The 25762-nt window shown below is 48.4% G+C and carries 27 protein-coding genes; 14 read left to right on the top strand and 13 right to left on the bottom strand.

Annotated elements, in window-relative coordinates; genetic code table 11:
- The first annotated feature begins 192 nt into the window (after window positions 1-192).
- A complete protein-coding gene (glyQ, locus tag H6F86_RS08300; RefSeq protein WP_190447930.1) occupies window positions 193-1080 on the top strand; it encodes a glycine--tRNA ligase subunit alpha in 888 nt (295 codons plus the stop codon).
- Between the two features lie 137 nt (window positions 1081-1217).
- Here glyQ and H6F86_RS08295 read toward each other — a convergent pair whose 3' ends face one another.
- Complete coding sequence (locus H6F86_RS08295; RefSeq protein WP_206756019.1) at window positions 1218-2159, bottom strand: ChaN family lipoprotein; 942 nt, start codon at window positions 2157-2159, stop codon at window positions 1218-1220.
- A 295-nt stretch (window positions 2160-2454) separates the two neighbouring features.
- Between H6F86_RS08295 and gvpA the strand changes: the two genes are divergently transcribed.
- From gvpA to H6F86_RS08255, 8 genes are all read left to right on the top strand, one after another.
- Window positions 2455-2673, top strand: a complete 219-nt coding sequence (gvpA, locus tag H6F86_RS08290) for a gas vesicle structural protein GvpA (protein ID WP_106257461.1) — start codon at window positions 2455-2457, stop codon at window positions 2671-2673.
- Window positions 2674-2838: 165 nt separating this feature from the next.
- A complete protein-coding gene (locus H6F86_RS08285) occupies window positions 2839-3840 on the top strand; it encodes a hypothetical protein (RefSeq protein ID WP_190447928.1) in 1002 nt (333 codons plus the stop codon).
- Between the two features lie 128 nt (window positions 3841-3968).
- On the top strand, window positions 3969-5318 hold the full coding sequence (gene gvpN, locus H6F86_RS08280; RefSeq protein WP_190447927.1) for a gas vesicle protein GvpN: 1350 nt from the start codon (window positions 3969-3971) through the stop codon (window positions 5316-5318).
- A gap of 3 nt (window positions 5319-5321) precedes the next feature.
- Complete coding sequence (locus H6F86_RS08275) at window positions 5322-5711, top strand: gas vesicle protein (protein ID WP_190447925.1); 390 nt, start codon at window positions 5322-5324, stop codon at window positions 5709-5711.
- A 153-nt stretch (window positions 5712-5864) separates the two neighbouring features.
- Window positions 5865-6326, top strand: a complete 462-nt coding sequence (locus tag H6F86_RS08270) for a gas vesicle protein K (protein ID WP_347240101.1) — start codon at window positions 5865-5867, stop codon at window positions 6324-6326.
- 122 nt (window positions 6327-6448) lie between these two features.
- On the top strand, window positions 6449-7189 hold the full coding sequence (locus tag H6F86_RS08265) for a GvpL/GvpF family gas vesicle protein (RefSeq protein WP_190447923.1): 741 nt from the start codon (window positions 6449-6451) through the stop codon (window positions 7187-7189).
- A gap of 117 nt (window positions 7190-7306) precedes the next feature.
- Window positions 7307-7621: a gas vesicle protein GvpG gene (locus tag H6F86_RS08260; RefSeq protein ID WP_190447921.1), complete on the top strand. Its 315-nt coding sequence runs from the start codon at window positions 7307-7309 to the stop codon at window positions 7619-7621.
- A gap of 186 nt (window positions 7622-7807) precedes the next feature.
- On the top strand, window positions 7808-8146 hold the full coding sequence (locus tag H6F86_RS08255) for a hypothetical protein (RefSeq protein WP_190447919.1): 339 nt from the start codon (window positions 7808-7810) through the stop codon (window positions 8144-8146).
- A 50-nt stretch (window positions 8147-8196) separates the two neighbouring features.
- Here the strand turns inward: H6F86_RS08255 and H6F86_RS08250 are convergent, their stop codons facing one another.
- The 3 genes from H6F86_RS08250 to H6F86_RS08240 all read right to left on the bottom strand — a co-directional run bounded on the left by H6F86_RS08250 (window position 8197) and on the right by H6F86_RS08240 (window position 10037).
- Window positions 8197-8508 (bottom strand): hypothetical protein, encoded by a 312-nt coding sequence (locus H6F86_RS08250; protein WP_190447917.1) that lies wholly within the window; start codon window positions 8506-8508, stop codon window positions 8197-8199.
- A 142-nt stretch (window positions 8509-8650) separates the two neighbouring features.
- Window positions 8651-8950 carry a ferredoxin gene (locus H6F86_RS08245; protein ID WP_190447915.1) on the bottom strand — a complete coding sequence of 100 codons (300 nt, stop codon included), beginning with the start codon at window positions 8948-8950 and terminating at the stop codon, window positions 8651-8653.
- A gap of 307 nt (window positions 8951-9257) precedes the next feature.
- Window positions 9258-10037, bottom strand: coding sequence for a photosystem II S4 domain protein (locus tag H6F86_RS08240; protein WP_190447913.1), 780 nt, complete (start codon window positions 10035-10037; stop codon window positions 9258-9260).
- 158 nt (window positions 10038-10195) lie between these two features.
- On the opposite strand from H6F86_RS08240, the gene H6F86_RS08235 reads away from it, so the two are divergent.
- A complete protein-coding gene (locus H6F86_RS08235; protein ID WP_190447912.1) occupies window positions 10196-11320 on the top strand; it encodes a DNA topoisomerase IB in 1125 nt (374 codons plus the stop codon).
- Between the two features lie 11 nt (window positions 11321-11331).
- On the opposite strand, the gene H6F86_RS33100 is transcribed toward H6F86_RS08235, so the two are convergent.
- From H6F86_RS33100 to H6F86_RS08215, 4 genes are all read right to left on the bottom strand, one after another.
- Window positions 11332-11481, bottom strand: coding sequence for a DUF167 domain-containing protein (locus tag H6F86_RS33100; RefSeq protein ID WP_199305151.1), 150 nt, complete (start codon window positions 11479-11481; stop codon window positions 11332-11334).
- Between the two features lie 132 nt (window positions 11482-11613).
- Window positions 11614-12435, bottom strand: a complete 822-nt coding sequence (locus H6F86_RS08225; RefSeq protein WP_242033424.1) for an alpha/beta fold hydrolase — start codon at window positions 12433-12435, stop codon at window positions 11614-11616.
- The gene (locus H6F86_RS08220) at window positions 12436-13569 is read right to left on the bottom strand and encodes a class I SAM-dependent methyltransferase (RefSeq protein ID WP_190447909.1); all 1134 of its coding nucleotides are present in this window, start codon (window positions 13567-13569) and stop codon (window positions 12436-12438) included.
- A 439-nt stretch (window positions 13570-14008) separates the two neighbouring features.
- Window positions 14009-14914, bottom strand: coding sequence for an acyl-CoA desaturase (locus H6F86_RS08215; RefSeq protein ID WP_190447908.1), 906 nt, complete (start codon window positions 14912-14914; stop codon window positions 14009-14011).
- A 202-nt stretch (window positions 14915-15116) separates the two neighbouring features.
- On the opposite strand from H6F86_RS08215, the gene H6F86_RS08210 reads away from it, so the two are divergent.
- Window positions 15117-15713 (top strand): DUF4126 domain-containing protein, encoded by a 597-nt coding sequence (locus tag H6F86_RS08210; RefSeq protein WP_190447906.1) that lies wholly within the window; start codon window positions 15117-15119, stop codon window positions 15711-15713.
- Between the two features lie 111 nt (window positions 15714-15824).
- Here the strand turns inward: H6F86_RS08210 and H6F86_RS08205 are convergent, their stop codons facing one another.
- The 4 genes from H6F86_RS08205 to H6F86_RS08190 all read right to left on the bottom strand — a co-directional run bounded on the left by H6F86_RS08205 (window position 15825) and on the right by H6F86_RS08190 (window position 19630).
- Window positions 15825-16658, bottom strand: coding sequence for a histidine kinase (locus tag H6F86_RS08205; RefSeq protein ID WP_190447904.1), 834 nt, complete (start codon window positions 16656-16658; stop codon window positions 15825-15827).
- 110 nt (window positions 16659-16768) lie between these two features.
- The gene (locus H6F86_RS08200) at window positions 16769-16954 is read right to left on the bottom strand and encodes a hypothetical protein (RefSeq protein WP_190447902.1); all 186 of its coding nucleotides are present in this window, start codon (window positions 16952-16954) and stop codon (window positions 16769-16771) included.
- A 154-nt stretch (window positions 16955-17108) separates the two neighbouring features.
- Window positions 17109-17663 carry an outer membrane beta-barrel protein gene (locus H6F86_RS08195; protein ID WP_190447900.1) on the bottom strand — a complete coding sequence of 185 codons (555 nt, stop codon included), beginning with the start codon at window positions 17661-17663 and terminating at the stop codon, window positions 17109-17111.
- A gap of 722 nt (window positions 17664-18385) precedes the next feature.
- Window positions 18386-19630 (bottom strand): HAMP domain-containing sensor histidine kinase, encoded by a 1245-nt coding sequence (locus tag H6F86_RS08190; protein ID WP_242033423.1) that lies wholly within the window; start codon window positions 19628-19630, stop codon window positions 18386-18388.
- 435 nt (window positions 19631-20065) lie between these two features.
- Here H6F86_RS08190 and H6F86_RS08185 point away from each other — a divergent pair, with 435 nt between their 5' ends.
- A complete protein-coding gene (locus H6F86_RS08185; RefSeq protein WP_190447899.1) occupies window positions 20066-23725 on the top strand; it encodes a response regulator in 3660 nt (1219 codons plus the stop codon).
- Between the two features lie 47 nt (window positions 23726-23772).
- On the opposite strand, the gene H6F86_RS08180 is transcribed toward H6F86_RS08185, so the two are convergent.
- Window positions 23773-24126: a hypothetical protein gene (locus H6F86_RS08180; RefSeq protein WP_190447897.1), complete on the bottom strand. Its 354-nt coding sequence runs from the start codon at window positions 24124-24126 to the stop codon at window positions 23773-23775.
- Window positions 24127-24355: 229 nt separating this feature from the next.
- Here H6F86_RS08180 and H6F86_RS08175 point away from each other — a divergent pair, with 229 nt between their 5' ends.
- Together H6F86_RS08175 and H6F86_RS08170 are read left to right on the top strand one after the other, a co-directional pair.
- Window positions 24356-25186 (top strand): protein-glutamate O-methyltransferase CheR, encoded by an 831-nt coding sequence (locus H6F86_RS08175; RefSeq protein ID WP_190447895.1) that lies wholly within the window; start codon window positions 24356-24358, stop codon window positions 25184-25186.
- Window positions 25186-25758, top strand: coding sequence for a chemotaxis protein CheB (locus H6F86_RS08170; protein WP_190447893.1), 573 nt, complete (start codon window positions 25186-25188; stop codon window positions 25756-25758). The genes H6F86_RS08175 and H6F86_RS08170 overlap by 1 nt, the downstream gene beginning before the upstream one ends.
- The last annotated feature ends 4 nt before the right edge of the window (window positions 25759-25762 follow it).

Below are 25762 nucleotides of genomic sequence, written 5' to 3'. Positions count from 1 at the left end.
CTATTTAATTCTCTAGGTTCAGGCGACCTCGGCTCGCTTCACTTTCGCTGCGCTTGCCTCACCGCTTATCTAACATAACAACAGAAGAAGGAAACGTCAAGCAGGAAAAAAAAGAAATTGGGAGGTTACATCCAAGAACCCCATCTGAGCGAGAATTGTAGGTATCTCGTTGTATCGTTCAGGGAAGAGGTTATGTACTTTCAAGCTGTGATTGCTGCGCTGAATAAGTTTTGGAGCGATCGCGGTTGCTTAATTGTTCAGCCTTACGATACGGAGAAAGGGGCAGGAACGATGAGCCCACATACGTTCTTAAGAGCAATTGGTCCCGAGCCCTGGTCTGTAGCATATGTAGAGCCATGCAGGCGACCAACTGACGGACGCTATGGGGAAAATCCCAATCGTTATCAGCATTATTACCAGTATCAAGTTTTGGTGAAGCCTTCACCGAACAACATTCAGGATTTGTATCTTGACTCTCTGAGGGTGCTAGGGATTCAACCAGAGAACCATGATGTGCGATTTGTGGAGGATAACTGGGAGTCACCGACTTTAGGAGCATGGGGGGTTGGTTGGGAAGTTTGGTTGGACGGAATGGAGGTGACGCAATTCACTTACTTCCAGCAATGTGGCGGGATTGACTGTCGCCCAGTCTCAATCGAGATTACCTATGGACTGGAGCGATTAACAATGTACCTCCAAAATGTGAACGCGTTTACAAAAATTCAGTGGAATGATGCTGTGACCTATGGTGATGTGCATCTTCAGGGGGAGATTGAGCAGTCAGCTTACAACTTTGATGCATCTAACCCAGAAATGCTGTTCACGCTCTTTAATCTGTATGAGCAAGAAGCAAGGCAATTGGTAGAAAGGGCGTTAGTCTCACCTAGCCTTGACTATGTGCTGAAGTGCTCACACACGTTTAATTTGCTAGATGCGCGAGGTGTGATTTCGGTAACGGAGCGTACGCGCTACATTGGACGGATTCGGAACTTAGCGCGGCAGGTGGCGCAGCTTTATTTGAAGCAACGAGAGACATTAGGCTTTCCGTTGTTCAAGGGTGAAAAGGTTGAAGCAATTTAGGACACAGCTTAAGATTTGTGGGCAATGCTAACCAATTTAAGCAGTTGTATTGACATAAAAGCTTCTGCTTATCTCAAATGCAGCTTAAGTACGCAATCGGCTTTTTTATAAGAAGAATTTGGTTAAAATGATCGTCTTTACTGAGAATGCCAGAGATAGTCAGCAATCGGGCGATCGCTCTGCATTTCAGACACATCAGTATTGAGTAAGAGTGTAATTTGCTTGAGCGGCTGTAAGCGTGTTGCCTGCATTCGTCGGCTGACTCGTGCCGGAATGCCATCGCCATAGATAATATGTCCCTGCCCCACCAGTACAACGACAAGCGTTTCTGGCTGTTTTTGTAGCGTATGGGCAATACGGTCAGCCATCGTTTCATCCCATAGGACTTGCGCTTGAAAGAAGCGCTCAAAGCTGCCGCTTTTACTCCTGCCATGATGGATTTCAGCATAAATTTGCTGAAGGCGATCGCGATAGGAATCAGGTCCGAGGACGATCGTTGAGCGGGGTGGAATAAATCGCCGTTCTACCAGTGTCAGGCTTTCTAATCCGCTGCGGGAGGTTTTGCGGGTGACTTCTGTCGGCGTATTGAGGGCAACCACAGGGAGTCCATTAGCTTTTGCGAAACGGAGTACTGGTGCGTAAAAGTCCCAACTGTAGCCCCAGCGTTTCTGATATTGGCTCTGGTCTTGCAATGCTGCTTCGGTTAAGCCACCCATAAGATACCGATCCAAAACTGCTTGATACGGACGCTGGAACATCTCCATGCCGATCGCCAGTTTTGGGTGTAACTGATGCAGGGCTTGGACAATCGCAAGCTGAGCCTGATGATCTGCCAAACGATCGTGGATTTCGCCCAAATAAACAACATCTGCTTGCGCCAGCTTTTGCAGCACGGCTGTAGGATCTTCAGGCTGTTGTCGTAAAAGGTTAAACGCTGATACTGCTGATACTACAGTTGGTTTAGCAGTATCAGGTGCAGCAGTAGACAGTACGGCAGCAGTAGGGGCGGCACAAAACAACGAAAGGCTTAGCAAGCACATTCCAAGTTGAGCCACTTGGCGAGTTATTACTGATGGCATAACGCTATAAACCTGCACCTGTTAGTTAACACAAGGTTTTTGACACAAGGGACAAAAGCAAGTAATTCTTCGTAACCTTCGTTAACATGGCACCCTCTTCCCATAAATGAATTGCAATCGCTCAGTAATTTCGCGAAGAAACGAAAAGAGCTTAAGTAGAGGTTCAGTGATTGCGACAGTTGTTTCTATGATTCCACTGCCTATTCTGGGACTGGAAGCCAAAACCCATGTCGAACCATATTACGGGGAGAGGTGAGGCGTACCAAGTTCCATCTATCCGTCAAAGGTAAAAATCATGGCTGTTGAAAAAGTAAATTCCTCCTCTAGCTTGGCTGAAGTCGTTGATCGCATTTTGGACAAAGGCATCGTCATTGATGCTTGGGTTCGGGTGTCTTTAGTAGGTATTGAACTGCTATCGATCGAAGCTCGCATCGTGATTGCCTCTGTCGAAACCTACCTAAAGTATGCCGAAGCAGTTGGTTTGACCGCTCAAGCCGCAGTTCCCGCTGCTTAGTGACTTCAACTGTTTGTCAACGTCGATGGGTACATACAGCCGATCGACGTTCAAGCTCACTCCCAACAAACCGCAAGCAGTTTGTTGGCTGCTGGGAAACCCCCTGGTTTCCCAGCTTACTTGTTAGTCGATCAGTCCCCATCATAACGGGGAGGAGTTTTAACAATGTCTTTAAAGAATTCCTGGCAGCAGCAGCAACAGCAACGTCAGCAGGAAGTCACACAGCGCCAGCAGGAAGTCTCTGCTTCTTTAGCAGCAACTCGACAAGACCGCCAAGCCAAGGCAGTCCAACTGCGTCATGAACTGAGCCTCTTCCGTGAGGTGTTAGGAAGTCAAAACACAGCACGCTGCACTGAACTACAGCAGTTTTGCCAGCGCTTGCATTTAGAAACGCAATCGTTTTTAGCGGCAGCGGGCGATCGACGTTACGTACAAGCCACTCAACTAGCCGCAGAACTTAATCTCTTTGTGCAAATGCTCCAACAACAAACGGCAGCGTTTCTTACAGAGGCGCAAGCAGAACGAGCCGTTGCCGCACCACAGTTAAAACAAGAATTGGTTGCATTTGTTAGTGATTTGCGTTCAGACGTGCAGAGCTACCTGATTGAACTCGAAGCCGTTCGTGAAAATCAAGCTGTGCAGTTAAGCCGGGCACTTATTGACGGACGGGCAAAGCGCGAAGCTGAAACACAAGCATTATTTCAGCGCCTTGCAGTCTTTCGAGCAGAACTGCGACGGTTTTCTCAAGATTTACACCATACTGTTTGGGGCAGCGAGAGTGCTGCTAACATCGAAGCCTCTGCTGCAAAGCTACCAGCAGTAGCACAAGCTTCTACTAAAAATGGAAACCAGCCTACTAGTTGCATAGCAGTGTTACCAAATGAGTCTGTAGCTGTCCCGGCAACAGTAGAAGCACAACATAGCAGTGCCGTTGCTGTTACGTCCCCGGCAAAAGTGATGAAGGCGTCACAGGAGGGAATCGGCTGCGAAAAGGAAGTTTATGCTTACATCCAAAATGCACAAGGCGCAAGACTTACAGAAATTGAAAGGGCGCTTAATCTAAGCCGTTTTCAAGCCGTAGATGCTCTACGATCACTGATCAAAAAAGGCTTAATTACCCAGCGCGATCGCATCTATCTTGCTCAAGGACATCTTGCCCATACGTGAAGAAAGGAAGCAGGGAAGAAGAATCCATGCAGCGCTAAGCACATCTAGCCCTGTAGCGCACCACCTTACACTCTCAGACCCTACATCCCCTCACACCGACTCCCCGACCCCCACTCAGAGGTTAAACCGTGACGACTATACTTCGAGCTAGCCCCCGTCGATTTGTTAGTACTCCTGCTGTTGAACGAGTTGCTAGCCGTGCTCTGCGCTATTTGCAATCTGGCTACTCTGTCCATTTACGTGGTCCTGCTGGAACCGGTAAAACAACGCTAGCATTGCATTTGGCTGATCTGCTTGCCCGCCCACTCATGTTGATTTTTGGTGACGACGAGTTCAAAACATCTGACCTAATTGGCAATCAGTCGGGCTATACGCGCAAGCGGGTAGTTGATAACTACATTCACAGCGTTGTCAAAGTCGAAGATGAAGTGCGGCAAAACTGGGCTGATTCTCGCCTCACACTTGCCTGCCGTGAGGGTTTCACACTAGTGTATGACGAGTTCAACCGCTCGCGTCCAGAGGTCAACAACGTTCTACTGTCAGCGTTGGAGGAGAAGCTACTGGTATTACCACCTAGCAATAGCCGTAGCGAGTATGTTCGGGTCAGTCCCCATTTTCGTGCCATTTTCACATCTAACCCAGAAGAATACTGTGGTGTTCATGCGACGCAAGATGCTTTGATGGATCGGCTGGTAACCATTAGTATGCCTGAGCCAGATGAGCTGACGCAGCAAGAAATTTTGGTGCAAAAAACAGAAGTTGATCGTGCCAGTGCGCTGCTTATCGTGCGCCTAGTCAAAGAATTTCGTATCCGCACCAATAATGAGACGTCTTCTGGTTTGCGGTCTTGCCTGATGTTGGGCAAAGTCTGCCATGACCATGAGATTTTGGCAACGCCCGGAAATGCTGATTTCCGTGATCTTTGCTCCGATGTCCTCCTCTCTCGCTCCAGCTTGCCTTTAAAGGAAGCAACCCAAATTCTATGGGAGCTGCTGAATGAAACAATCAGCATGAACCTGGTCGAGACAGAACTAAGTGAAACAGAGCAGAATGCTTCACCTTACGGTCTGGCTGTTGGTGCATCGGATGTGGCGATCGCTCAAGCCGCCGCAATTGCAGAAGACCTGGAAGCACTAGCAGCAGAAGCGCTGATAGCTGAAACAGCTCCGCCGATCGTGATTGCAACGGAAGAGCCGACGGACAGCCCGAATGAAATGCCGATTATAGTGACACCATCTGAGTCGGTAGCACCCATTCAAGAAGCAGTAATCGAAGCGATCGTTCCCGCAATAGAAGAAGTCATTCCCTATGAGCAGGAAATTCTTGCTTATCTTAAGCAAGTCAATGGAGCACGACTGTCTCAGATTGAGCAAGCCCTGGCACTGGATCGCTTCCGCACAGTAGATGTTTTACGCTTGCTTGCAGAAAAGGGTAGCGTCTTGCTACGCGATCGACTCTATCTTCCTTCAGAGGCTTAAGCTATGACTGCTGCTATACCGACAAGAAGCTACCCCAACACACCGTCATCTACCAAAGACTCAGCGCGATCGATTTCGACCTCGACCTCAGGCTCGACATTGGCAGATGTACTGGAACGAGTGTTAGATAAAGGTATTGTCATTGCTGGCGATATCTCCGTTTCCGTTGCCACAACAGAGCTGCTTACCATTCGCATTCGGCTGCTCATTGCCTCGGTCGACAAAGCGCGAGAAATGGGCATCAACTGGTGGGAGAATAATCCTCACTTTAGCGCTCAGTCTCAAAATTTGATTGAGGCGAACCAGCAATTGATGCAACGAGTAGAGAGCCTGGAAACCGAATTGCGATCGCTTCGCCCAGCGCCAGCCAGCCAGGCAGTACCAACAGCCTAAGCCTAGCGCCATCCGCTCTATACGTTAGAAACCGGGATTCTTTAATAGCAAGTGGTTGTTTAAACGCGGTCGGCTAGCTTAGAACCCCGGTTTTTTGGCTGTCGATCGCAAAATCAAGCAAGATAGAAGCAGGCAACTATATTTGGAAACTGCGTGACCGCTTCTGATCTTCCTATTCAGGCTATTGCCACTTCGCCTAAAGCTAGTAAGGATGCTGGCTTGGCTCCTCTGCTGCTCACCATTGTGGAACTAGTGCGCCAACTAATGGAGGCACAGGTCATCCGGCGCATGGAAACAGGCGGCCTAAGTGATGAAGACCTCGAACGTGCTGCCGAAAGCCTCCGCAAATTGGAAGAGCAAGTCATCGAAATTTGCGGCATTTTTGAGATTGATCCCGCTGACTTAAACATTGATCTAGGTGAAGTTGGCACCCTTTTACCAAAAGCAGGTGGCTACTACCCCGGTGAAAGCACCGCCCACCCAACTATTTTAGAACTCCTTGATCGTCTCCTGAACACAGGCGTTGTTCTGCAAGGGAATGTCGATTTGGGATTGGCAAACATTGACCTGATTCATGCAAAATTGCAATTAGTCTTGACGGCAAAACCAATTTAGAACCCAGACGTTAGGAGGCATGCTTGGAAGGGGAACTATAGAAATGAACAGAGATGAACGTTGATCGCAGGTATGGCGATCGCGCCATCTGACACCTCCCTGCTTCGTATACCTCCCCCGTTATGACCAGACTCTATCTTTACGGCATTTTTCCTACCCCCGGTCCGCAGAATTTGCAGCTCGAAGGTCTCGATAAGCAACCTGTGCAGACACAGATTGTCGATGATTTCACCTTTTTATATTCAGAAGCGCAACAAGACCGCTACCTAGCAAGCCGACGCAATTTGTTAGGGCATGAAAAGGTGCTGGAACAAGCAATGGAAGTTGGTTATCGGACGCTCTTGCCGCTTCAGTTTGGGTTAGTGATTGACGATTGGGCAACCGTGACACAGCAGTTAACCGCGCCCTACAGTCAGGGCTTGGAGAAGCTGTTTGCTAAACTCGACGGACAGCGCGAAGTTGGAGTGAAAGTGTTTTGGGAAGCCGATCGTGAACTGCAAATGCTGCTGGCAGAGAATGAGTCGCTGAGAGAAAAGCGAGACAGCATGGAAGGGCGAACGTTGGGCATGGATGAGGTTGTGGCGATCGGACAAGCGATCGAACGTGCCATGACTGACCGCAAACAGGCTATCATTCATACCTTTCAGGAAACGCTCAATCCACTAGCGGGCGAGCGAGTTGAGAACGACACACTGACTGAAGCCATGATTTACAACGCCGCTTACCTGATTCCGTGGGAGGCAGAACCTAATTTCAGCACTCAGGTTGAGACGTTAGACAGCCACTTCGATGGTCGCCTCAAAATTCGCTACAACAACTTCACTGCACCATTTAACTTTGCTCAGCTCGATCGGCTGGAGTAGATGTAGTTGTTAGGAAAAGCAGAAGCCAGAAGCTAAGTCTTGCAAGGCTAAAAGCTAAAGGCTAAACCAACTCAATCAGAATTTCATTTTTTATCCTTCATCCTTTCCCCTGCCCCTATGCTCCTCAAACTCCTCTTCGCCCCCGTTACAGGTATGGGCTGGATAGCTGAACAAATTCAACAGCGTGCTGATGCTGAATTTGATGCTACAGAAAATCTTGGTAAACGACTTTTGGCATTGCAACTTGCCTTTGATATGGGTGACATCCCTGAAGACGAGTTTGAAGTTCAAGAAGAAGAATTACTGTTAGCAATTCAGGTGCTCGAAGATAACCTGCGTACCGAGGCTGAAATGGAAGCGGCAGAAGCAGCAGAAATAGAAACAGCAGAAGCAATAGAAGTGACAGCACAACAACTGACTGAAGGTGTTTAGACGAAAGCCTTAAATGACTGATGAGCAAGACTCAACCATTTAGCTGTCAGTAGTTAACAGGAGTCAGCCATTAGCCTTACAAAAATTTTGGGTGAAGAAGGAGCAAGCGATCGCAAGCCTGCGTCTACTTAGTCTGAAGCAACTGCTTAACACTGCTGTCTCTGCTTAGACTAAATCATTGAAGTCATGGGGAAAATTGCGTTAGTCCTGGTGTTCCTCGTATTGCCTGTAGGAATTTTTCTTCAGTGCTTTACGGAGAGCGTGTTTGTTCTCAATCCGTTAATTGACACTCGTCTGCCTCAAGGTTTTACCCAAGCCAGGTTCGATCGCATTCAGCCTGGGATGACTAAAGCGGATGTTTTACGGTTGATACCACCACCCAATCACAAATTAGAAGAACCTTCCTGGAATTATGGGCAAGATGGGGCTGCTTTATGGGGTGATTTTGCCTGGTTTCAGTTGACAATTCAGTTTGATCAAAACGGCAGAGTGATCAAAAAAACTCAAACCGCTTTTTATGATTAGGCTGTTATAACGCAACTTGATCGAATAAGTTTGTGGTTGCTTTCCGCTCTTCAATACTCAAGCACCAGAGTGTTTAAATCATTTGAAGCAGGTGCTTTGGTGCTGGTGATCGCCGCTGGTTCTACAGGAGTCGCATCGCGCAACTGGTGAGCGCTCTTCTCAAGCGCGTCAATTTCGACAGCAAGTACCTCGAGGCGGCTTTGGATGCGATCGCGCCGTTCTTCTAACGCTTGAAACTCCTTTTGGAGGCGAGTCTTCTCATTTACCAACTTATAAAGATCTAAATAAGCGGCTGCCTCCGTCTTCTGACGCGGCATTGTACTAATGGGACAGGTTTGTGTGCGTGTCTGGTGAGGGCGCATCGGTATTTCTAGTACTGTGCTTTTAGGATACCCATCGTTGTTATTTGCTAACGTAATGACGTGCAGCACTAAAGGCAAAGAAAAAGCAGAGAGCCATCAGCCCCCTGCTACATTCAGTTTATTTAGACTCTGCTAAAAAGCCTTACATTAGCGCGTCTTCGGCGTGGGTTTGGATGGTGCAGTCTGAGGTTGGATAAGCGTAGCAGGTCAGGACATTACCAGCCGCAATCTGGTCATCATCCAAGAAGGATTGGTCAGATTGGTCAACTGTTCCTTGCAGCAGTTTGCCATTGCAAGAAGAACAAGCGCCCGCCCGGCAAGAATAGGGTAAATCCAGCCCGTTATCTTCAGCGGCATCAAGAATATATTGATCATCAGGCACATCAATGGTAGTGTCTAAGCCTTCTGCTTCATTGACGAGTCTGACTTGATAAGTTGCCATGTCGTAATCCTTTGATTGGTCTTTAAATTGAAATAACGATCGCTGTTGCCCAACAACCGCTTTTGTAGTCTGCCTTGAATGGTGTACCAGTAGCAATCAATCTGTAGATGGAGCGTGCTTGGCTGGGTTTCGTTGCAGCGGGCTGTATCCTTCAAGCAAAGATGCCAGAGTCGCTTTCCGACCTAAGACTGGGCTGGAGTGATGGCTGTAAAGTGCCTTCAGGATTGAAGAGAGGCACAGCTGCCTCAAAAATTATGAGCGTTCATGCTGTTGATGTCGTCTGCTTGCGGACATCCAGTTAAACAAATTAAACAAAACGGGTCAGTTGCACGCGGTAGCGATCCTTCTTAGTTACAGCGATCTCGCCGACTTCGACGCGACCTTTGCCCCGAATGGCAATCAAGTCATTGGCTTTAACAGCATGGCTCGCGCTGGTAATTTCCTTCCAGTTAACGCGCACATCACCACCATTAATCAGGTCTGCCATTTTGTTGCGCGACATACCAAAGCCAGCCGAGGCGATCGCGTCCAGTCGCAGTGAGGCTTCTACTGTCGTTAACTCTTTCTTTTTGGGTTCGCGTACTTTGAGTTCTGCCAAATCAAGGCGACGGGTTTTTACAGGTACCGATCGCACTTGGTTGAGATGCAGTTCCAGAAATTCAACCAGTTCTGGCACCGCGATCGTCTGCGCGCCACGTTCGCCTAGCACAATAATATCGCCGACCTTCTCTCGGACTAAGCCAGTACCCAGAAGTGCACCTAAAAAATCACGATGACTTGCCTGGTCAAACAGAAAGTTTCCGGCAATTTCCAGCGCAGCAATTTCAACATGGGTAGTGTCTAGGGGCATTTCCGTGCGTGCGATTGCTAACCGCTGCCGTTCTGCCTGCGGGTAGCCACCCCACGCCACAAACTGCACCTCTGACAAACGGCTAAAAATCTGCTGGATATCAGCAATCTCAGGCGGCGACAGAAAGTCAGTCTGCACCACATCCCAAGTTTTAATTGCCTGGTCTGCCTGATCGATCGCCCGCGCTACGACCTCTCGGTTCTCAACACCTTTTAATAATTCTTCCCTGGGCAACATAGTAGCTTCGATCGCGAAAAGTCTATTCTAGCGAGCGACAGCAGGCATAACTGCTTACTGTGTTGTCAGCGCTGCAAAACTATACTGTTGTGCAGATTTTATGGCTAGCTAAATTCGTTAGAACGGAGAGTAAGATATCCCTTATTTGTAATTATTAAATGCGGCTTAAGGCTCAAAAGCGATCCATTCAAAAACATGTTAAAGCGGTCGTCACCTCCGACCCGATCGCTTCTGCCGAGGCGATTGGGTTGCGTTACGTCACTGATGACATACCGGGAATACAGCGAAAACGCTCTGGCAAAAAGGGATTTGCTTACATTGACACCAACGGCGAGCGTATTCGCGACCCAGATGAGATTCGTCGTATTGATGCACTAGCAATTCCACCCGCCTACAAAAATGTGTGGATTTGTCCCTTTGCCAATGGACATTTGCAGGCTACCGGACGAGATGCAAAAGGGCGTAAGCAATACCGTTATCATCCGTTATGGCGATCGATCCGCGACCAAAGTAAATTCACCCGTATGTTGGTGTTTAGCCAATCGCTACCGCAAATCCGGCAACGTCTGGAGCATGATTTATCCTTACCTGGATTACCAAAAGAGAAGGTGCTGGCGGCGATTCTTCGCTTAATGGAACTGACCCGTGTTCGCGTCGGCAACGAAGAATATGCTCGTTCTAATCAATCCTATGGTTTGACTACATTGCGCGATGAACACGTTGATATTAAAGGCTCCAAAATTCAATTTCACTTTCGGGGCAAGAGCGGTGTTGAACATGAGATTGAGCTTGCTGACAAACGCCTCGCTAAAATCGTCAAGCGCTGTCAGGATATTCCTGGTCAGGAACTCTTTCAGTACCGTGATGCGACTGGAGAGTACCAGGCGATCGACTCTGGCGATGTTAACGCTTATTTAAGAGCCATTACGGAACAAGACTTTACGGCAAAAGATTTCCGCACCTGGGCTGGCACCGTACTAGCCGCAGCCGAACTGGCAGATATTGGCACGTTCACATCCGAAACGGGTGCTAAAAAGAACATTGTGCAGGCGATTAAAACGGTTGCCTCCTACTTGAGAAATCGCCCTGCAACCTGTCGAAAATACTACATTCATCCAGCGATATTAGACGCATATATGGATGAGTCTTTGCATCAGATTATGAAGGAACACGCTGCAACGATCGTTGAACAGAGTCATGCGCTTAAACCTGAAGAACTAGCCGTTGTAGCGATGCTAGAACAACAGTTAATGCAAGAGTTGCAGCAAAAAGTAGTGGCTTAAGCGCTATCAATTTAAGCCATATCAACCGCAACACACTTTGTTCTTGACGTTGCGTCTAGCTTGATACGGATATACGCTTTCGTTGCACCCAATGCTTCCGCTAGTAATTGGATGAGTTCCTGATTCGCTTTGCCGTGTCTACCGGAAAGAACTTCAGTCACAGTGTAAGGCTTTCATCGTCCCGTTTTGAATCAAGCGTCGTTTGGAGTTGGGTTAAACCTTGATGCTGCATTCATTGGGCGCGGTGAAAAGCATGAGTGAGATCGATTAAGCGATGTTAGTAAGGATCATGCCTAGCTCAAGAACGGCAGGATAAGAGACGCTAATTCAGCCGCATACTTTTGCGGCAAAGCGTGATCAGCACCAGGAATAATTGCCAGTTTGGCATCTGGTATCTGGTCAGCATACGTCTGTGAGTGCCAGAGAGGAATCGTTTCGTCACGATCGCCTGTGATCACCAGCGTTGGCACCTGCAGACGATGAATGTCTTTCTCTACCGTGTCAATCGCGTCTTCGGGTCGCAGGCGATCGAGCAAAAAGGAGCAAGCAGCCGGTTGTGCCATCAGTTCCCGCCGAAACCAGGCAATCTGCTCTACGGCTGGACGTTGCCTAATGAGAGCAGCGATCGGGGATGCCAAAGCTAACGCCCAATCAACAACTGGAGTGCGCCAGAGCAGCGGACGCAGATGGTCATATCGTCCACAAAAGCTATCGTCGCGAATGCCAGCAGGAGCCGCCAGCAAAAGCCCTTTGACTGCGGCTGGATATGCTAGCGCATAAGCAGCACCCACCCAGCCGCCAAAGGAATGCCCCAGGATGTAGCAAGACTCAATGTTTAAGTCTGCTAAGACCTGATGCACAAACGCAACTTCCTGGGCAATGTCGTAACGAATAGGTGGTTTGGCAGAGTCACCAAAACCTAACAAATCAAGACCAATGCAGCGAACGTGTGGGTCTAACCGTTCCATCAGCGGCAGCCAGTTTGTTGCATCGCCCAAAAAGCCGTGGAGCATCAGAAGCGGCATACCGTTGCCTTGCTCCAAGTAGGCGGCTGTGTGAGAAGCCTGACCGGCTATCAGATTTGATCGCAGGGTAAGAATTTGCTTTTTGTGCAATTACGTATGAACCAGGAGATATTGACCATTCCCATTGTATTCACCTTCGCACGACTCAAAGATCGTCCCTAGCAGCAGCAGATAGAAGCGCCAAATTCGTCGGAATTTAGCATAATCCATACCATAGTCCAGATGCTTCACAGTCTCTTGACTAGCGTCAAAGCGGTGCAACCAGTCTGTCAGCGTCTTGTGGTAATTAGAGCCGTTGAGATACCACCGATTGATTGTTTTCAGATCCCGGTTGTGGTTCGGCACTGCATCATAATTCCAATAGCGACCATGTGGAAAGATATATTTGTGCGTAAAACCAGACGACATATTGTTAGGAATGCGCGCCGTGATGATGTGAATAAAAACCCTGCCACCGCCCTTAAGCAAGGATGCTAACTTCTGAAATGCATTCGTCATATTACCAACATGACAAAAGACTCCGATCGACAGAATCTTGTCGAACTTCTCTTCAAACTGAACCTCATTCAAATCACCTTCACACAGTGTAAAGCGACCAGAACTTAAATAGCTCTTAGGATCTTGCATCTTTTGACGCATATACTCACATTGCTCATGGCTCAAGTTCAACCCTGTAAAGCGTACGTTGGGAAACTTGGAAAGAATATAGTTGGGCACACAGCCCCAGCCACAACCAAAATCCAAAATATTATCGCCATCTTTAATCTCTAAGCGCTCAATCACCTGATCGATCATGTGCTTTTGTGATTCTTCTAAATCCACCGCGCCACGTTCCCACAAACCCATGCTGTACTTGGGATAAATCACTTCCCAGTCGCCCAACATTTGATTTAACATTGCCTGAGGACGATCGTATTGAACCTTCATCAGCTCTCGTGATCCTTCAGCAATATGGTCAGTTTCATTGAGCACCCATTGGTAAGGAGCAAGTAGACCAGGGCAGTGTTGAAACAACAAAGGCATGGAAGTATGAATCATCGATCGCACAACCGAATCTGGCACTTCCAAGCCATTAATATAAGCTTCTGCTAGTGCCATTTGAGCGGTGTTGACGGCTCTCGCTGCCCCTCGTGTGGCTTGATAGGCAAGTGGCGTTTTAAAGTTAATATCGCCTGTAATAGGAAGATGTTTCCGAATGGTTGGAAAGGCGCTTACAGAGGTCATTTTGTCTGCTCTCCACTTAAAGTACTGTTCAGTGAATCTTGAAACTTAGTAAATCAATGGTGCAGCCCACGTAGGAGTTCACCGTGGAACACATACTGAAAGCGTATGAGAAAGATTCCAATTATTCCATCGTATTCAACTGAAGAATTGTTAAGACCAGACTATCCTCTTTGCTTTCAACGATTTACTTTCTAAGAAGTTGTCTTGTATTGTTTTTAGCTCTTAGCTTTACATCTCATGCTAAGCGTTCAGCAAAAATAATTTCATCCGCTATAATGTTTAATCACTCCTGTTGAATGATCGTTTTACTTAATGATTTTTAGTAGCTTTTATTTACAATTAACGAAGCGATTCTTAGCGAAGAATCTCCCGAAGAAAATATTTCATCTCTCCGAGAAATTATAATCATTCTGAAGAATTTTGCAACTGTAAGCGGAATTTAAATTAATGTCTCTGCTTCAGTAGCAAGCGCTACTTTTCGGTAGCTGCAATCTTTTGCCCGTTCAAGCAATTCTTTTTCGGATGGCACTCGAATCTTTGATGCTAGATTGAAAAACTCAAGCAATTTGATCAACTCAAAGGTGGGATCTGGCAAATAGGCGACTTGCCCTGTTTGCAAAGTGATGCCGTGGCGAGCGGATGACTGAAACGCATGATGCAGATTGTGCCAGCCTTCACCCAAAGCAACAATCGCAACGAACCAATTATTGCGGCTGTGATCGTTTGTGATGAACGGTTGATCTCCTACTGTATGAGTCAGTGAGTTAACCGAGGCGACACCGTGAAAGAGAATGGTTGTGCTGAGGAAAAAAGCAGCGAGATATTCCACACCGCCTAGGTAGTAGGAAAGCACACCAAGCGCAAGGGTAGGAACAAAGTGCAGTCGATCGATCAGCCTCATCACAACATCGCTCTCAACGTCAGGGGGCAACTTTGCAGGCAAAAATTCTGAAGAGAAGAGCCACCCCGCTTGAGACCACCAAAAGCCTTGTGCACCTTTAAAGGGTTGGTACGGCGAGTGCGGATCGTGATTCTGGTCAGAGAATTGATGATGCCTTGTATGGTGAGCCTTCCACCAACTAGGTCCCATTTGACCAGCAGCGGCAGCTACAATGCTACCTAGCCACAAGACTGGCGCTGGCGCTTGATAGCTCTTGTGCGTTAACAACCTGTGATAAATGCCAGTCGTGGCAAACATTCGAGTGACGTAGAGTAGCACTGCCCAGGCGATCGCGCCCCAGGATAAGCCAGTAAACAGCACGAGTAGTGCCCCTAAATGACTCACCACGATCAACGTAGGACCGATGATGTAAGAAACAACGGTGAGTTGCGAGTACGGCTTCATTAAGCGTTTAGATTCCTTAGAGCGGTGAACGAGAAAGGCAAGATAGCAGTCGAGCTTGACTCAAACATTATGTCTGCTCACACTTTGCTCCATAGTGGTGTAAAAAAAGTCAAACTAGAAGTAGCAGAATGCCACTGCTACCGTGAACTCGATTCACTGACTTCTGGCAGCAAAAGGAGCTAAATCTAGTTCAACCATTCCTATGATTGAAATACTGGCTGTGCTTTCTGCATCTGCCGCAGGAGGTATGAGAATTGCGCTCCCACTGCTCTTAATTGGCTTGCTATACGGGGGAAACCTGTGGTCGCAAGTGCCATTGTTATCTCGACTTTCACCGCCCGTTGTGTTGGGGGTGCTAGTCAGTTGGTCTTTGGTAGAAATTTTTGCGTCAAAAGATCGGCTGGGGCAGCGATCGCTCCACCTAGTTCAGCTCCTGTTTAGTCCCTTAGTGGGTGCCATTATGGGCATGGCAGTCGCCCAGGCAGCGGGCATTCCTACCTGGCTGGTATGGTTGCTTGGTGGCATTGGCGGACTGGTCGCGTTGGTACTGCAACTGGTGCAAGTCGGTTGGTTTTACCGCTTGCAGAAGATTCCCCTTTGGGTCGTCTTCGCGCAAGATGCCCTCTGTTTTGTGCTGGTGCTGTTTGCCCTGGATGCACCACGGCAGGGCGGTTTAATTGCTCTACTACTGCTGTGGCTAGCGATTCGTAGCTCTAAAGAGTGGCGACGCTGGTATCTCGACCAAGCTAAGGCAAGCGATCGCACACGCCCAAGACGCTACAAGCAAGACCCAGATTAGAGAGTGGCTGCAATCTCAATCACATAGCAAGACAGCAGCCAGTTGTTTGCTGACTGCTGTTCGAAGCTAAGGGCACTTTATGCCGTTTGTAGAAGAGCCGCTTAAACGAGCTTATGGTTCGATCGAGCGATCGCTAGGGGTGGGCGGTAGCTGATGCGTTGGGCGCGTCGTGATTGTCGCGTCATCCTCTTTCACAGCTTCCGAAGCGCGGTGTAGTAGGGCGCTCAGCAGCTTACGGACTTCACGCTCCCGACGAGCAAGAGCTCCTCCGGCTTCACTAATTTGCTGTTCAAGCTGTGCAAATTTATGATCTGCCTGACCTTTAGCAGCTTCGGCTTTAGGACGCGCCTTACTATACCAATGCTTGGCATCATCCAAATGACCTTGCGCTTGATCGTAGTAGGACTCAGACCGAGCCGCTAACGTCGCACGTAAGAGGGCAGCCTGAGCCTGCAATTGGGCATAACGCTTTTTCAGTAACGCTGCTTCTTCGCTGTTTTGGAAGGTTCCAATGGCATCTTCAACCATTGCCTTGACTTTCGTAGGCGCTGTACTGGCGGCATCTTGAATACCTTCTAAGCCAGTCGCAATCTCTTGCTCTAACTCATCTTGTTGTGCCGAAAGTTTTGTTTGCAGCCGCTTCACTTCAGCTTCCGTTTCGGCAATTTTTTGCTGACGAGCACTGCTGATACCATCCACAATGCCTTCGATCGATGCTTCAATTTCTTCTTTGGTTTCCTTGCCGTTTTCTTGCAAACTTGTGATCGCAGAGGAAAAAACGTCTTTTATAACCGAGCGAAAATCACGGGAGCCTTCTTGGACTTCATGAGTGACTTGCGACACAGCCGCACGAATGATTTCACGTACGCGATCGCTGCGTAGTTTACCAACTTCTTTGACTTGCTTTAGGTCAGTTGAAAGCTTTTCTTTAACTGGAGTAGACATCGTTACAAACTCCTGAGTTGAGATAGATTGATCAGTCAGAATTAAATGTGATTCAGCTTCAAACGTTTTATCAACCTTGCCAAAAAGCTGCGGCTAGAAACAATTTATGATTAACCATCATCTGACTGCTCATCTCCATCTTGCCAAAGGCGATCGTAAATTACGTCCCTCCAGAGGTAGGAAAGCCACCCATAATTAGTCGTAGAAACCGAAAGCGGTTGCGCTCTAGAGAACCAGCCTTCATCATTTTCCTCACTATTTGCAGAAAAGGTAATTGTCCAAAAGGGCAAAATCATCCCAATTAGCTTTAGTTTAGCTATGCCCGACGACGATTAAGCAAGGCAATCAACAAAAACGCGGAGCAGGGTCAGCATTGCCTCCCTTTCTCCGCGTTCTTAACTCTGCGTACCAATTAGATGCGACTAGATGGAACTACTAGCCATATCTAATCTAAAAGCGATAACCGACACCAGCTTGGAAGCTTAGAGCATCAGCAGGGCTGTTCTTGTAGGCATCAATGCCCCACTTGGCATCGCCATAAACAACAACGTTTCTGCCAATACCTGCTTCAGCACCAGCGGTAAGAACGGGAGCGTTCTTGTTACCTAATGGAGAGGGCTTGCCTTCTTTATCAGCAAAGGAATAACCAGCTCCAGCATAGATATTAGCGTTATCAGAGACGGGCACATCGTAGGTGAGAAGGGGCATAATAGCTGCACTTTCATCACTAAACAAAACGGCGCCTCGGACAGAAACAGGTGCATTGGGAACGGCGAAGCGACCTTGGATATTACCGCCCAAGGTAGCAGCATCACCGTTTTGCCCACCGTTTGTTACGCCAGCAGAAACACCTGCACCAATGTAGCTGTCGTTGAATGTAATGGGTCGAGCAGAGGCAGCGCCAGCCGAAAGAATAGCGGGTGCGATCGCCAAAGCAGCGAGTGCAATGATGCGAGCAGGCAGAGCGTTACGAAGAATGGTGGAAAAGGTTTGAGCGCGTTGCATAGTAGAGTTCCTCACAGGGTTAAAGTTCGTTTGACTCAGTTATATCTAAAGTCGAAAAACGAGTTAGAAAAGTTCCAGAGATAGCAAGGAATTAACTGTTTTAAAAAGTTGCGGAATAGACAATCGTTGTGCAGCTTTCTTACCAAATTAATGCCAATGGAAGATACACAGTCAAAAGAGTAATTTCCGCAATTTAAAACATCAAATTAGTCTTACCCTTCTCTTTTAGGTATAACGTTTCACTCAAATTAAGCAATGCTCAAAAGGGTCTGTTGTGCAACTGTCACAGATAGTTTTGAGAAGAGAAACTAATCATTCTGCTAACAAGAATCTAATCAATCGCATGGGTCACCCAAGTGGATGTAGCGATCGTATCGAGAGTATGCTAGCAAGTTTATTTTGCTTCACTGCTGCTACGTGTATAAATGCCATGTGAGCAGAGCAGTGCCGAAGAAAAGAGTTACGCCAAGCAGCAGATATAAAGTTAGACAGCAAAAGGATGGTTTTGGGTCAAAGCGTTTGCTGATACGTCAGAAATGGCATTGTGAAGCGAGGCGGCATTAATTGTATGACGCATGGCATTCCAAAGGTTCCTGCTTACTGTGAGAGGACAAAGACTAAGAGCGAAGACTGCCCACTATAAGTCCCTCCCGCATCTATGAGGGCTTTGGTCTGGCAACTACATAGCGCTTTGAACGCGCATCAATAGCAAGGCTTAAGCGCTACATCACGACGGTAGAGTTGGGCTGCTCGTCACTACTTTGCGTCTCAAGCGGCAGCACAACTGTAAAGGTAGAGCCAACACCCACTTCCGAGGTCAGGCTAATCTCACCTTGCAGCAGTTTTACCATGCGAGCAACAATCGCTAGACCCAGCCCCGTACTGTTAGTGAGCCGATCGGGTTCAGGCGATAGCACCTGAAAGAACGGTTCAAAAACGTGTGCTTGGCTAGCCTCATCAATGCCGATCCCTGTATCGCTTACCGCGATCGACCACCAACCGTCCGAGAGTACCCGACACTGTAAAGTCACGTCACCCACCTCGGTATAGCGAATGGCATTACTCATCAGGTTGACCAGAATTTGTTGCAGCCGTAGCGGGTCAGTAACAACACGATCGGGTGCCCGCTCAGCGTCCAACAAAAGCTGCAAGCCACTGGATGCTGCCAAAGGCTGTATTACTTCAAACACGGTTTGAATAACGCCACGCACATTGGTTGGCTCTAGCCGGAGCAGCATTTGACCCGCTTCGTAACGCGACAACTCCAGAGTGTCATTGATCAAGCGCAAAAGCTGACGACTATTACGCACAACGCGCTCAATATGCTCCAGACTATGCGGCGTGTCTCGCACGACTGGCTGCTGCTGCCGTAAAAAGAGCTCAGAGTAGCCAATGATAGAGGTTAGCGGGGTCTTCAGTTCGTGGGCGAGAACAGACAGATTCTCCTGACTAGAATGCACCAGACGATCGAGTTCTTGATTCGTAAGCAGCAACTGTCCCCGCAGTTTATCCAGCTCTTGCAAGCGCTCAGCAACATAGCTCTTAAAGCACTGAGCGATCGCGCCATCCACGACGGCATCAATAAGCGCGACTGCTCGCAATACTTCCTCGGCTGTACATTGAAGCAGATCGGCGCGGAGAACATGGATAATTTGCGATCGCAACAGATGATATTCGCGTGCAATCTCAGTCGGGTCAAAGCCTTGTCCGGCTCGCAGGGCACCGTGTTGAAGACTTGCTCTGATAATCGTTTCAATATCGCTCTCTTGCGTCTCTGCCAGCACTGTTGCCAGGGCTGCAAGAATATGGGGAATGTGGTCACGAATGGCAGTCGGTGAAAGCTGATCAGCACTTTTGATCTGCTGATCCCGAATGACCGCTTCTACCCATTGAGCGGTAATGGTCTGCGATCGCTCAGTCAGCAAGACGCTTAAATCAGGCATTGGTGATAACTGAGAAAGAGTCATATGGCCTCCCACTAAACGCGAATGTCATCCTTAGCGGAAAACACGCCTAAAACGATTTATCCTTACTCTTCCCCAAGATAGACATTCATTCTACCTTAGGGAAGATGTTTAGAGTGGTAGCCGTTTTGTACTGCCCTTGCGCGATCACCTATTTCGTCCAACACGATGCTGCCATCCCGTTATTCAGCAGCCAGAGTTTAAGCCCATGAACTTACAATGAGAATCCGGTCTGGATAGATGTTTGGCGCTGAGACCAACGTTTTTTTGCAGCGGTAGCGATCGAGCTTAGACCATTGAGGCTGCGACGTAACTACAAAGTAAGGTGCCGAAACATGCGTCTAGCCCTACTTAGAAGGCTGAAGCAGCAATTAATACTGGTTTGAAGCGTTTGATGTCCTAATATTCGCTATCGTTAATTGTCACTTGTCAGTCAGTATGCTCAACCGTTTAAAGATTGGTACCAAGATTGGAGCCGGTTTTGCACTTGGGGTGGTCTTTTTTGCAATGTTCTCGGCGATCGCTTACCGCAGTACGAAGCAACTAGTTGAGACAACCACAAATGAAGCCCACACATATGCGGTGCTCGGCGAGCTTGAAGCCTTACTGTCTCAGCTTAGAAGTGCCGAAACAGGACAGCGTGGCTATTTGCTAACAGGCAAAGACGAATACTTACAGCCCTATAGAAGTGCAGTTCCCGTCTTGGACAGCAAGCTCCGCAGCTTGCGTTCGCTAACGACAGACAACCCGACCCAGCAGAACAAGCTTGATACGCTGGAGCCATTGGTGGCAGCCAAGATGGCTGAACTAAATCAAACGATCGAGCTACGCCAGCAAAAGGGCTTTGAAGCCGCTCAACAGCTTGTTTTAACAGAACGGGGCAAGCTACTGATGGATGACATTCACAGTACCTTGCTCTCAATGAAAGCAGAGGAGCAGCGCTTGCTGGAGCGTCGATCGCACGCTAATACCGTCGCAGCCCAGCAAACAACCGATACTGTGATCTATGGCATTCCCCTTTACTCGCTGCTGTTAATCATCATTGGCTTGACACTCTCACGACACATTTCGCGACCGCTCCGCCAAATCTCAACCATTGCCACTGAAGTTGGAGCAGGCAATTTAGAGGTAGATGCGCCGACAAGCCAGCGTAAAGACGAAATCGGTATTCTGACCCGCGCCTTTGGGGAAATGCTCACCAATTTGCGCGATACCAGTCGGCGTACCGATGAGCAAACCTGGCTCAAATCGAATCTGGCTAGCTTCAGTCGGTTGCTTCAAGGTCAGCGCAACAATGAAGTAGTGGCACGTCAGCTTCTCTCCCAACTGGCACCCCTCGTAGGTGCACAGCAAGGAGTTTTCTATCTGATGGACACTGATACTAATCCTCCTACGCTGAAGTTACTCAGCAGCTACGCCTATCAAGAACGCAAGCATCTGGCAAATCAGTTTCGTTTAGGTGAAGGGCTAGTGGGGCAGTGCGCCCTAGAAAAACAGCGCATTTTGCTAACCGACGTGCCTGGCGACTACATCCAGATTGCCTCTGGCTTGGGTGCAGCGCCGCCCCTCAATATCGTGGTCTTGCCCCTCCTGTTTGAGCAAGCGGTTACTGGAGTCCTTGAACTAGCGTCTTTACAGCGGTTTAGCCCGATTCAACTGAGACTACTAGATGAGATCAGCGAAAGTGTGGGCGTGGTGCTTAATACGATCGCTGCCGATCTGCGTACAAGTGAACTGTTGCACGAATCGCAGATGTTGACTGAGGAACTCCAGCAGCAGCAAGACGAAATTCAGGAAACCAACCGCCTGCTAGAAGAACAAGCCGAAACGCTGCAAGTATCAGAAGCCCAACTGAAAGAGCAGCAAGAAGAAATGCGGCAGAGCAATGATGAATTACAGCAACTGAATGAAGAGTTAGAAGAAAAGGCACAACTGCTGGTAGAACAAAAGCAAGAAGGCGATCGCAAGAATGAAGCCATTGAACTAGCAAGACAGGCGCTCGAAGAAAAAGCGTCAGAGCTTGCCCTTAGCTCTCGCTACAAGTCTGAGTTTCTTGCCAATATGTCTCACGAGCTGCGAACGCCACTGAACAGCTTGCTCATTTTGGCACGCCTGTTGGGCGAAAACGGTGAGGGCAACTTGACCGAGAAGCAGGTGGAATACAGCCGTACGATTCATGCTGCTGGCAGCGATTTGCTCGACCTCATCAACGAGATCCTTGATCTGGCAAAAATTGAATCTGGCACCATCTCAATTGATATAGAAACGCTACCGTTTGCCGACTTACAGCACTTTCTAGAGCGCACGTTTCAGCAGGTGGCTCAAGGCGCAGGGCTAGATTTTCGCGTCGAGCTAGCGCCCACACTGCCGCCCTCAATGCAGACTGACCCCAAACGTCTCCAGCAAATTCTGAAAAACCTTTTGGCAAACGCCTTTAAATTTACAGAGCAAGGCAGCGTCACCGTGCAGATCGCGCCGAGCGATCGTCCCAGTGCTCTTGCTAGCCCGATACCGATGGTTGCTTTCACCGTTACCGATACAGGCGTTGGCATTAACCCTGAAAAACAGGCAATTATCTTTGAAGCCTTTCAGCAAGCCGATGGCACCACTAGTCGTCGTTATGGCGGTACCGGGCTTGGGTTATCCATCAGCCGCGAGCTTGCTCAACGGCTAGGTGGACGCATTGAACTTACTAGCCAGCCTGGACAAGGCAGTACATTTACGCTGGTGCTGCCGCTCGAGCTTAGGGGAGAAGAGAGAGGAGAGAGGAGAGAGGAGCCACGAATCAGCAGTCAGCGATCAGCAGTTAGCAAAACTCAATCAAACCTCAAACCTTATAACGACCCGACCGACCCTTTACTTCTTGACCCTCGCCCCCTACCGCCTAACGAAGTTGATGACGATCGTGCCTTGATTCAGTCTGGCGATCGTGTGCTGCTGATTATTGAAGATGACATTCACTTTGTCCGCATTTTGACAGACATGGCGCGTCAGCAGGGCTTTAAGGTGCTATCTTCGCTGCGTAGTCAGCCAGGATTAGCGCTGGCACAACTGTTTAAGCCCGATGCCATCATGCTAGATCTGCGCCTGCCCGATATGGATGGCTGGACGGTGCTCGATCGACTGAAGCATGACCCAGCAACCCGCCATATTCCCGTACATATTCTTTCGGTGGATGATGAGCAGCAGCGTAGCTTGCAGTTGGGTGCGATCGCCTACCTGCAAAAGCCCATTTCATCGGAAGCATTGACACAGGCATTGGTGGATATCAAAGGCTTTGTAGAACGCCCAGTCAAGAACCTGCTGGTAGTAGAAGATGATTTGGTGCAAGCACAAAGCATTCGCGAACTGATTGGCAATGGCGATGTTTTGACCACGATCGTGGGTACAGGAGCGGACGCACTAACAATGCTGCAATCGAGCCGCTTTGACTGCATGGTGCTGGATTTGGGCTTGCCCGATATGCCTGGTTTTGACTTGATTGAGCAAATTAAACAACAGCCGCAGTTTTCTCGCCTGCCCATTATTGTTTACACAGGTAAAGAACTCACCCAACAGCAAGAAACGCAACTGAGGCGACTGGCAGAAACCATCATTGTCAAAGATGTGCGATCGCCTGAGCGCCTGCTTGATGAAACTGCCCTCTTTTTACATCGAGTGCAGGCAGCGCTACCAGAGTCAAAACGACAAATGCTGGAGCAACTACACCAGAGCGATCCGGTGCTGGCAAACAAAAAAGTGTTGATTGTCGATGATGATGTTCGCAATATTTTTGCGCTGACTAGCCTGTTAGAGCGTTACCAGATGCAGGTATCGTATGCCGAGAATGGGCTTGACGGTATTACCGTACTCCAAAGCCACCCTGATATTGATGTCATTTTGATGGATGTCATGATGCCAGAGCTGGATGGCTATGAAACGACGCGGGCGATTCGTCAGCTTGACTCCTTTCGATCACTACCCATCATTGCGCTAACGGCAAAGGCTATGCAGGGCGATCGTGAAAAATGTCTCGAAGCGGGCGCCTCTGACTACATTACTAAACCCGTTGATACAGAACAGCTTCTATCGCTGCTAAGGGTCTGGCTCTACCGTTAAACAAACGTATAGCAAGCGGCTTGGTTTAAGAAACGATCACTCCGACGTTAGCGCCGCTGACAGTTTTGATTTCGCACAATCTCGCCATACACTTTGACGGCTTTTACCTCTTCATTGCTTTCTTTGGCGTGTTCAACTGCAGCTTGATTAAGTTCTTGCTGTGACCCAGTAGACTCGGCGACCTGTGCGTGTTCATACGAGGCGATCGCATAGCGTTGCGTTTCTTTACCAGCAAGCTCAATAGATTTGCCTTGTGCTTCTGTCACTCGATCAACACTAGCTTCAATGATCTTGCCAAAGGCTTCTACCTTTTTGCCCTTTTCTTCAGACTTTTTAGCACAACTTTGTGCTGCTCTCGCTTGCTCTTTTGACACCTTATGCATCACGGTTTGATCCATCATGTTTGACTATCTCTACTCCAGCAAACCTTGGTAGCCTTAGTCACTACACTATGGTTAAGTCTGGGTTGAACCGTTTGCAGATCCAGACTCTATCCTTAGATAGTGCTGAGAGTAAACGTGCAACTGCTAGAGTCGATGGGATGATCTGTTGCTCTATCTCCCGCTATAGATTTAGGTTTAAACTCGCACCAGACTATAGCTTTAGAGCCAGTGTTTTTGATACCAGCTGATGGCTCTGTCCAACTCCAACCTAGAAGATATTGAGGTTCAGTTGCTTTTAGAAGGCGTGTACCGTTATTACGGTTTCGACTTTCGAAACTATGCACCATCATCAATGAAGCGTCGCATCCGTAAAGTTTTGGCGACGGAAGCACTATCCACTGTTTCGGCACTGCAAGAGCGACTATTGCATGATGCTAGTTGTCTGGAGCGGTTTCTGTTGGGATTAACGGTTAACGTGACATCAATGTTTCGTGACCCTAGTTTTTTTGTTGCTTTTAGGGAAACAGTTGTCCCACTTTTACGTACTTACCCCTTTATTCGCATTTGGCATGCGGGCTGCTCGACTGGGCAAGAAGTCTATTCGCTGGCAATTTTGCTGCAAGAAGAAGGGCTTTACCACCGCTGCCGCATTTACGCAACTGATACAAACGAGATGGTTTTACAGAAGGCGAAGCAGGGTATCTACCCGATCGATCTTATGCAGGAATACACGCAACTTTACCTAAAAGCAGGCGGCAAGCGATCGTTTTCGGAATACTACACGGCTGGCTATGGTAATGCAATCTTTCGCAACTCGTTAAAAGAAAACATCGTTTTTTCACCCCATAATCTGGCAACCGACAGTTCCTTTAATGAATTCAACGTCATCTTGTGCCGCAATGTTTTAATTTATTTCAACCGCACACTGCAACAACGGGTACATCAACTGTTTTACGATAGTCTTTGTTCGTTTGGGGTGCTGGGGCTAGGGCAGCGAGAATCACTGAAACTGACTGCGTATGAACAATGCTATGAAGAAATTGCGAAGGGAGAGCGGCTCTATCGGAGGCTCGACTGATGCACTTTAAACTGCTTGTTATAGGCACATCGTTAGGTGGCTTTTCAGCGCTCAAAGTGGTGCTTGGAGGGTTAATACCACCGTTCCCGCTGGCGATCGCCGTTGTACAGCATCGCCATAAAGAGTCTGGCAGTTTAATGAGTGGTTCGATGCAGCAATACACGAAGCTCTCAGTGCATGACGCAGAAGATAAAGACGAGTTGATGCCAGGACACGTCTATTTAGCTCCCGCAGATTATCACTTGCTGATTGAGCAGGACTACCTGGCGCTTTCTGTCGATGAACCTGTCTGCTTTGCGCGTCCGTCGATTGATGTCTTGTTTGAATCGGCAGCCGATGTCTATAGCGATCGTACCATCGGTGTTATCCTGACCGGGGCAAATCATGATGGTACTAAGGGACTGGCGCGCATTAAAGCTCGTGGTGGGCTGGCGATCGTTCAAGATCCGGCAACGGCTGAAACGAGAACGATGCCACAAGCGGCGATCGACATGACCAGGGTTGATGCCATTTTACCCCTCCCAGACATCGCGCCCTATTTAGTGAATTTGTTATGCCGTGCGAGGAGTTAATGCC

The sequence above is a fragment of the Phormidium sp. FACHB-592 genome (assembly GCF_014695795.1).
GTDB lineage: Bacteria > Cyanobacteriota > Cyanobacteriia > Leptolyngbyales > Leptolyngbyaceae > Stenomitos.
This window is presented reverse-complemented; position numbering and strand designations above follow the sequence as displayed.

Excerpts from the sequence above, each read along its gene's own strand:
- glyQ (WP_190447930.1), top strand. The coding sequence starts at position 193 with ATGTACTTTCAAGCTGTGATTGCTGCGCTGAATAAGTTTTGGAGCGAT.
- H6F86_RS08295 (WP_206756019.1), bottom strand. The coding sequence starts at position 2,159 with ATGCCATCAGTAATAACTCGCCAAGTGGCTCAACTTGGAATGTGCTTG.
- gvpA (WP_106257461.1), top strand. The coding sequence starts at position 2,455 with ATGGCTGTTGAAAAAGTAAATTCCTCCTCTAGCTTGGCTGAAGTCGTT.
- H6F86_RS08285 (WP_190447928.1), top strand. The coding sequence starts at position 2,839 with ATGTCTTTAAAGAATTCCTGGCAGCAGCAGCAACAGCAACGTCAGCAG.
- H6F86_RS08275 (WP_190447925.1), top strand. The coding sequence starts at position 5,322 with ATGACTGCTGCTATACCGACAAGAAGCTACCCCAACACACCGTCATCT.
- H6F86_RS08265 (WP_190447923.1), top strand. The coding sequence starts at position 6,449 with ATGACCAGACTCTATCTTTACGGCATTTTTCCTACCCCCGGTCCGCAG.
- H6F86_RS08260 (WP_190447921.1), top strand. The coding sequence starts at position 7,307 with ATGCTCCTCAAACTCCTCTTCGCCCCCGTTACAGGTATGGGCTGGATA.
- H6F86_RS08255 (WP_190447919.1), top strand. The coding sequence starts at position 7,808 with ATGGGGAAAATTGCGTTAGTCCTGGTGTTCCTCGTATTGCCTGTAGGA.
- H6F86_RS08250 (WP_190447917.1), bottom strand. The coding sequence starts at position 8,508 with ATGCGCCCTCACCAGACACGCACACAAACCTGTCCCATTAGTACAATG.
- H6F86_RS08245 (WP_190447915.1), bottom strand. The coding sequence starts at position 8,950 with ATGGCAACTTATCAAGTCAGACTCGTCAATGAAGCAGAAGGCTTAGAC.
- H6F86_RS08240 (WP_190447913.1), bottom strand. The coding sequence starts at position 10,037 with ATGTTGCCCAGGGAAGAATTATTAAAAGGTGTTGAGAACCGAGAGGTC.
- H6F86_RS08235 (WP_190447912.1), top strand. The coding sequence starts at position 10,196 with ATGCGGCTTAAGGCTCAAAAGCGATCCATTCAAAAACATGTTAAAGCG.
- H6F86_RS08220 (WP_190447909.1), bottom strand. The coding sequence starts at position 13,569 with ATGACCTCTGTAAGCGCCTTTCCAACCATTCGGAAACATCTTCCTATT.
- H6F86_RS08215 (WP_190447908.1), bottom strand. The coding sequence starts at position 14,914 with ATGAAGCCGTACTCGCAACTCACCGTTGTTTCTTACATCATCGGTCCT.
- H6F86_RS08210 (WP_190447906.1), top strand. The coding sequence starts at position 15,117 with ATGATTGAAATACTGGCTGTGCTTTCTGCATCTGCCGCAGGAGGTATG.
- H6F86_RS08205 (WP_190447904.1), bottom strand. The coding sequence starts at position 16,658 with ATGTCTACTCCAGTTAAAGAAAAGCTTTCAACTGACCTAAAGCAAGTC.
- H6F86_RS08200 (WP_190447902.1), bottom strand. The coding sequence starts at position 16,954 with ATGATTTTGCCCTTTTGGACAATTACCTTTTCTGCAAATAGTGAGGAA.
- H6F86_RS08195 (WP_190447900.1), bottom strand. The coding sequence starts at position 17,663 with ATGCAACGCGCTCAAACCTTTTCCACCATTCTTCGTAACGCTCTGCCT.
- H6F86_RS08190 (WP_242033423.1), bottom strand. The coding sequence starts at position 19,630 with ATGACTCTTTCTCAGTTATCACCAATGCCTGATTTAAGCGTCTTGCTG.
- H6F86_RS08185 (WP_190447899.1), top strand. The coding sequence starts at position 20,066 with ATGCTCAACCGTTTAAAGATTGGTACCAAGATTGGAGCCGGTTTTGCA.
- H6F86_RS08180 (WP_190447897.1), bottom strand. The coding sequence starts at position 24,126 with ATGATGGATCAAACCGTGATGCATAAGGTGTCAAAAGAGCAAGCGAGA.
- H6F86_RS08175 (WP_190447895.1), top strand. The coding sequence starts at position 24,356 with ATGGCTCTGTCCAACTCCAACCTAGAAGATATTGAGGTTCAGTTGCTT.
- H6F86_RS08170 (WP_190447893.1), top strand. The coding sequence starts at position 25,186 with ATGCACTTTAAACTGCTTGTTATAGGCACATCGTTAGGTGGCTTTTCA.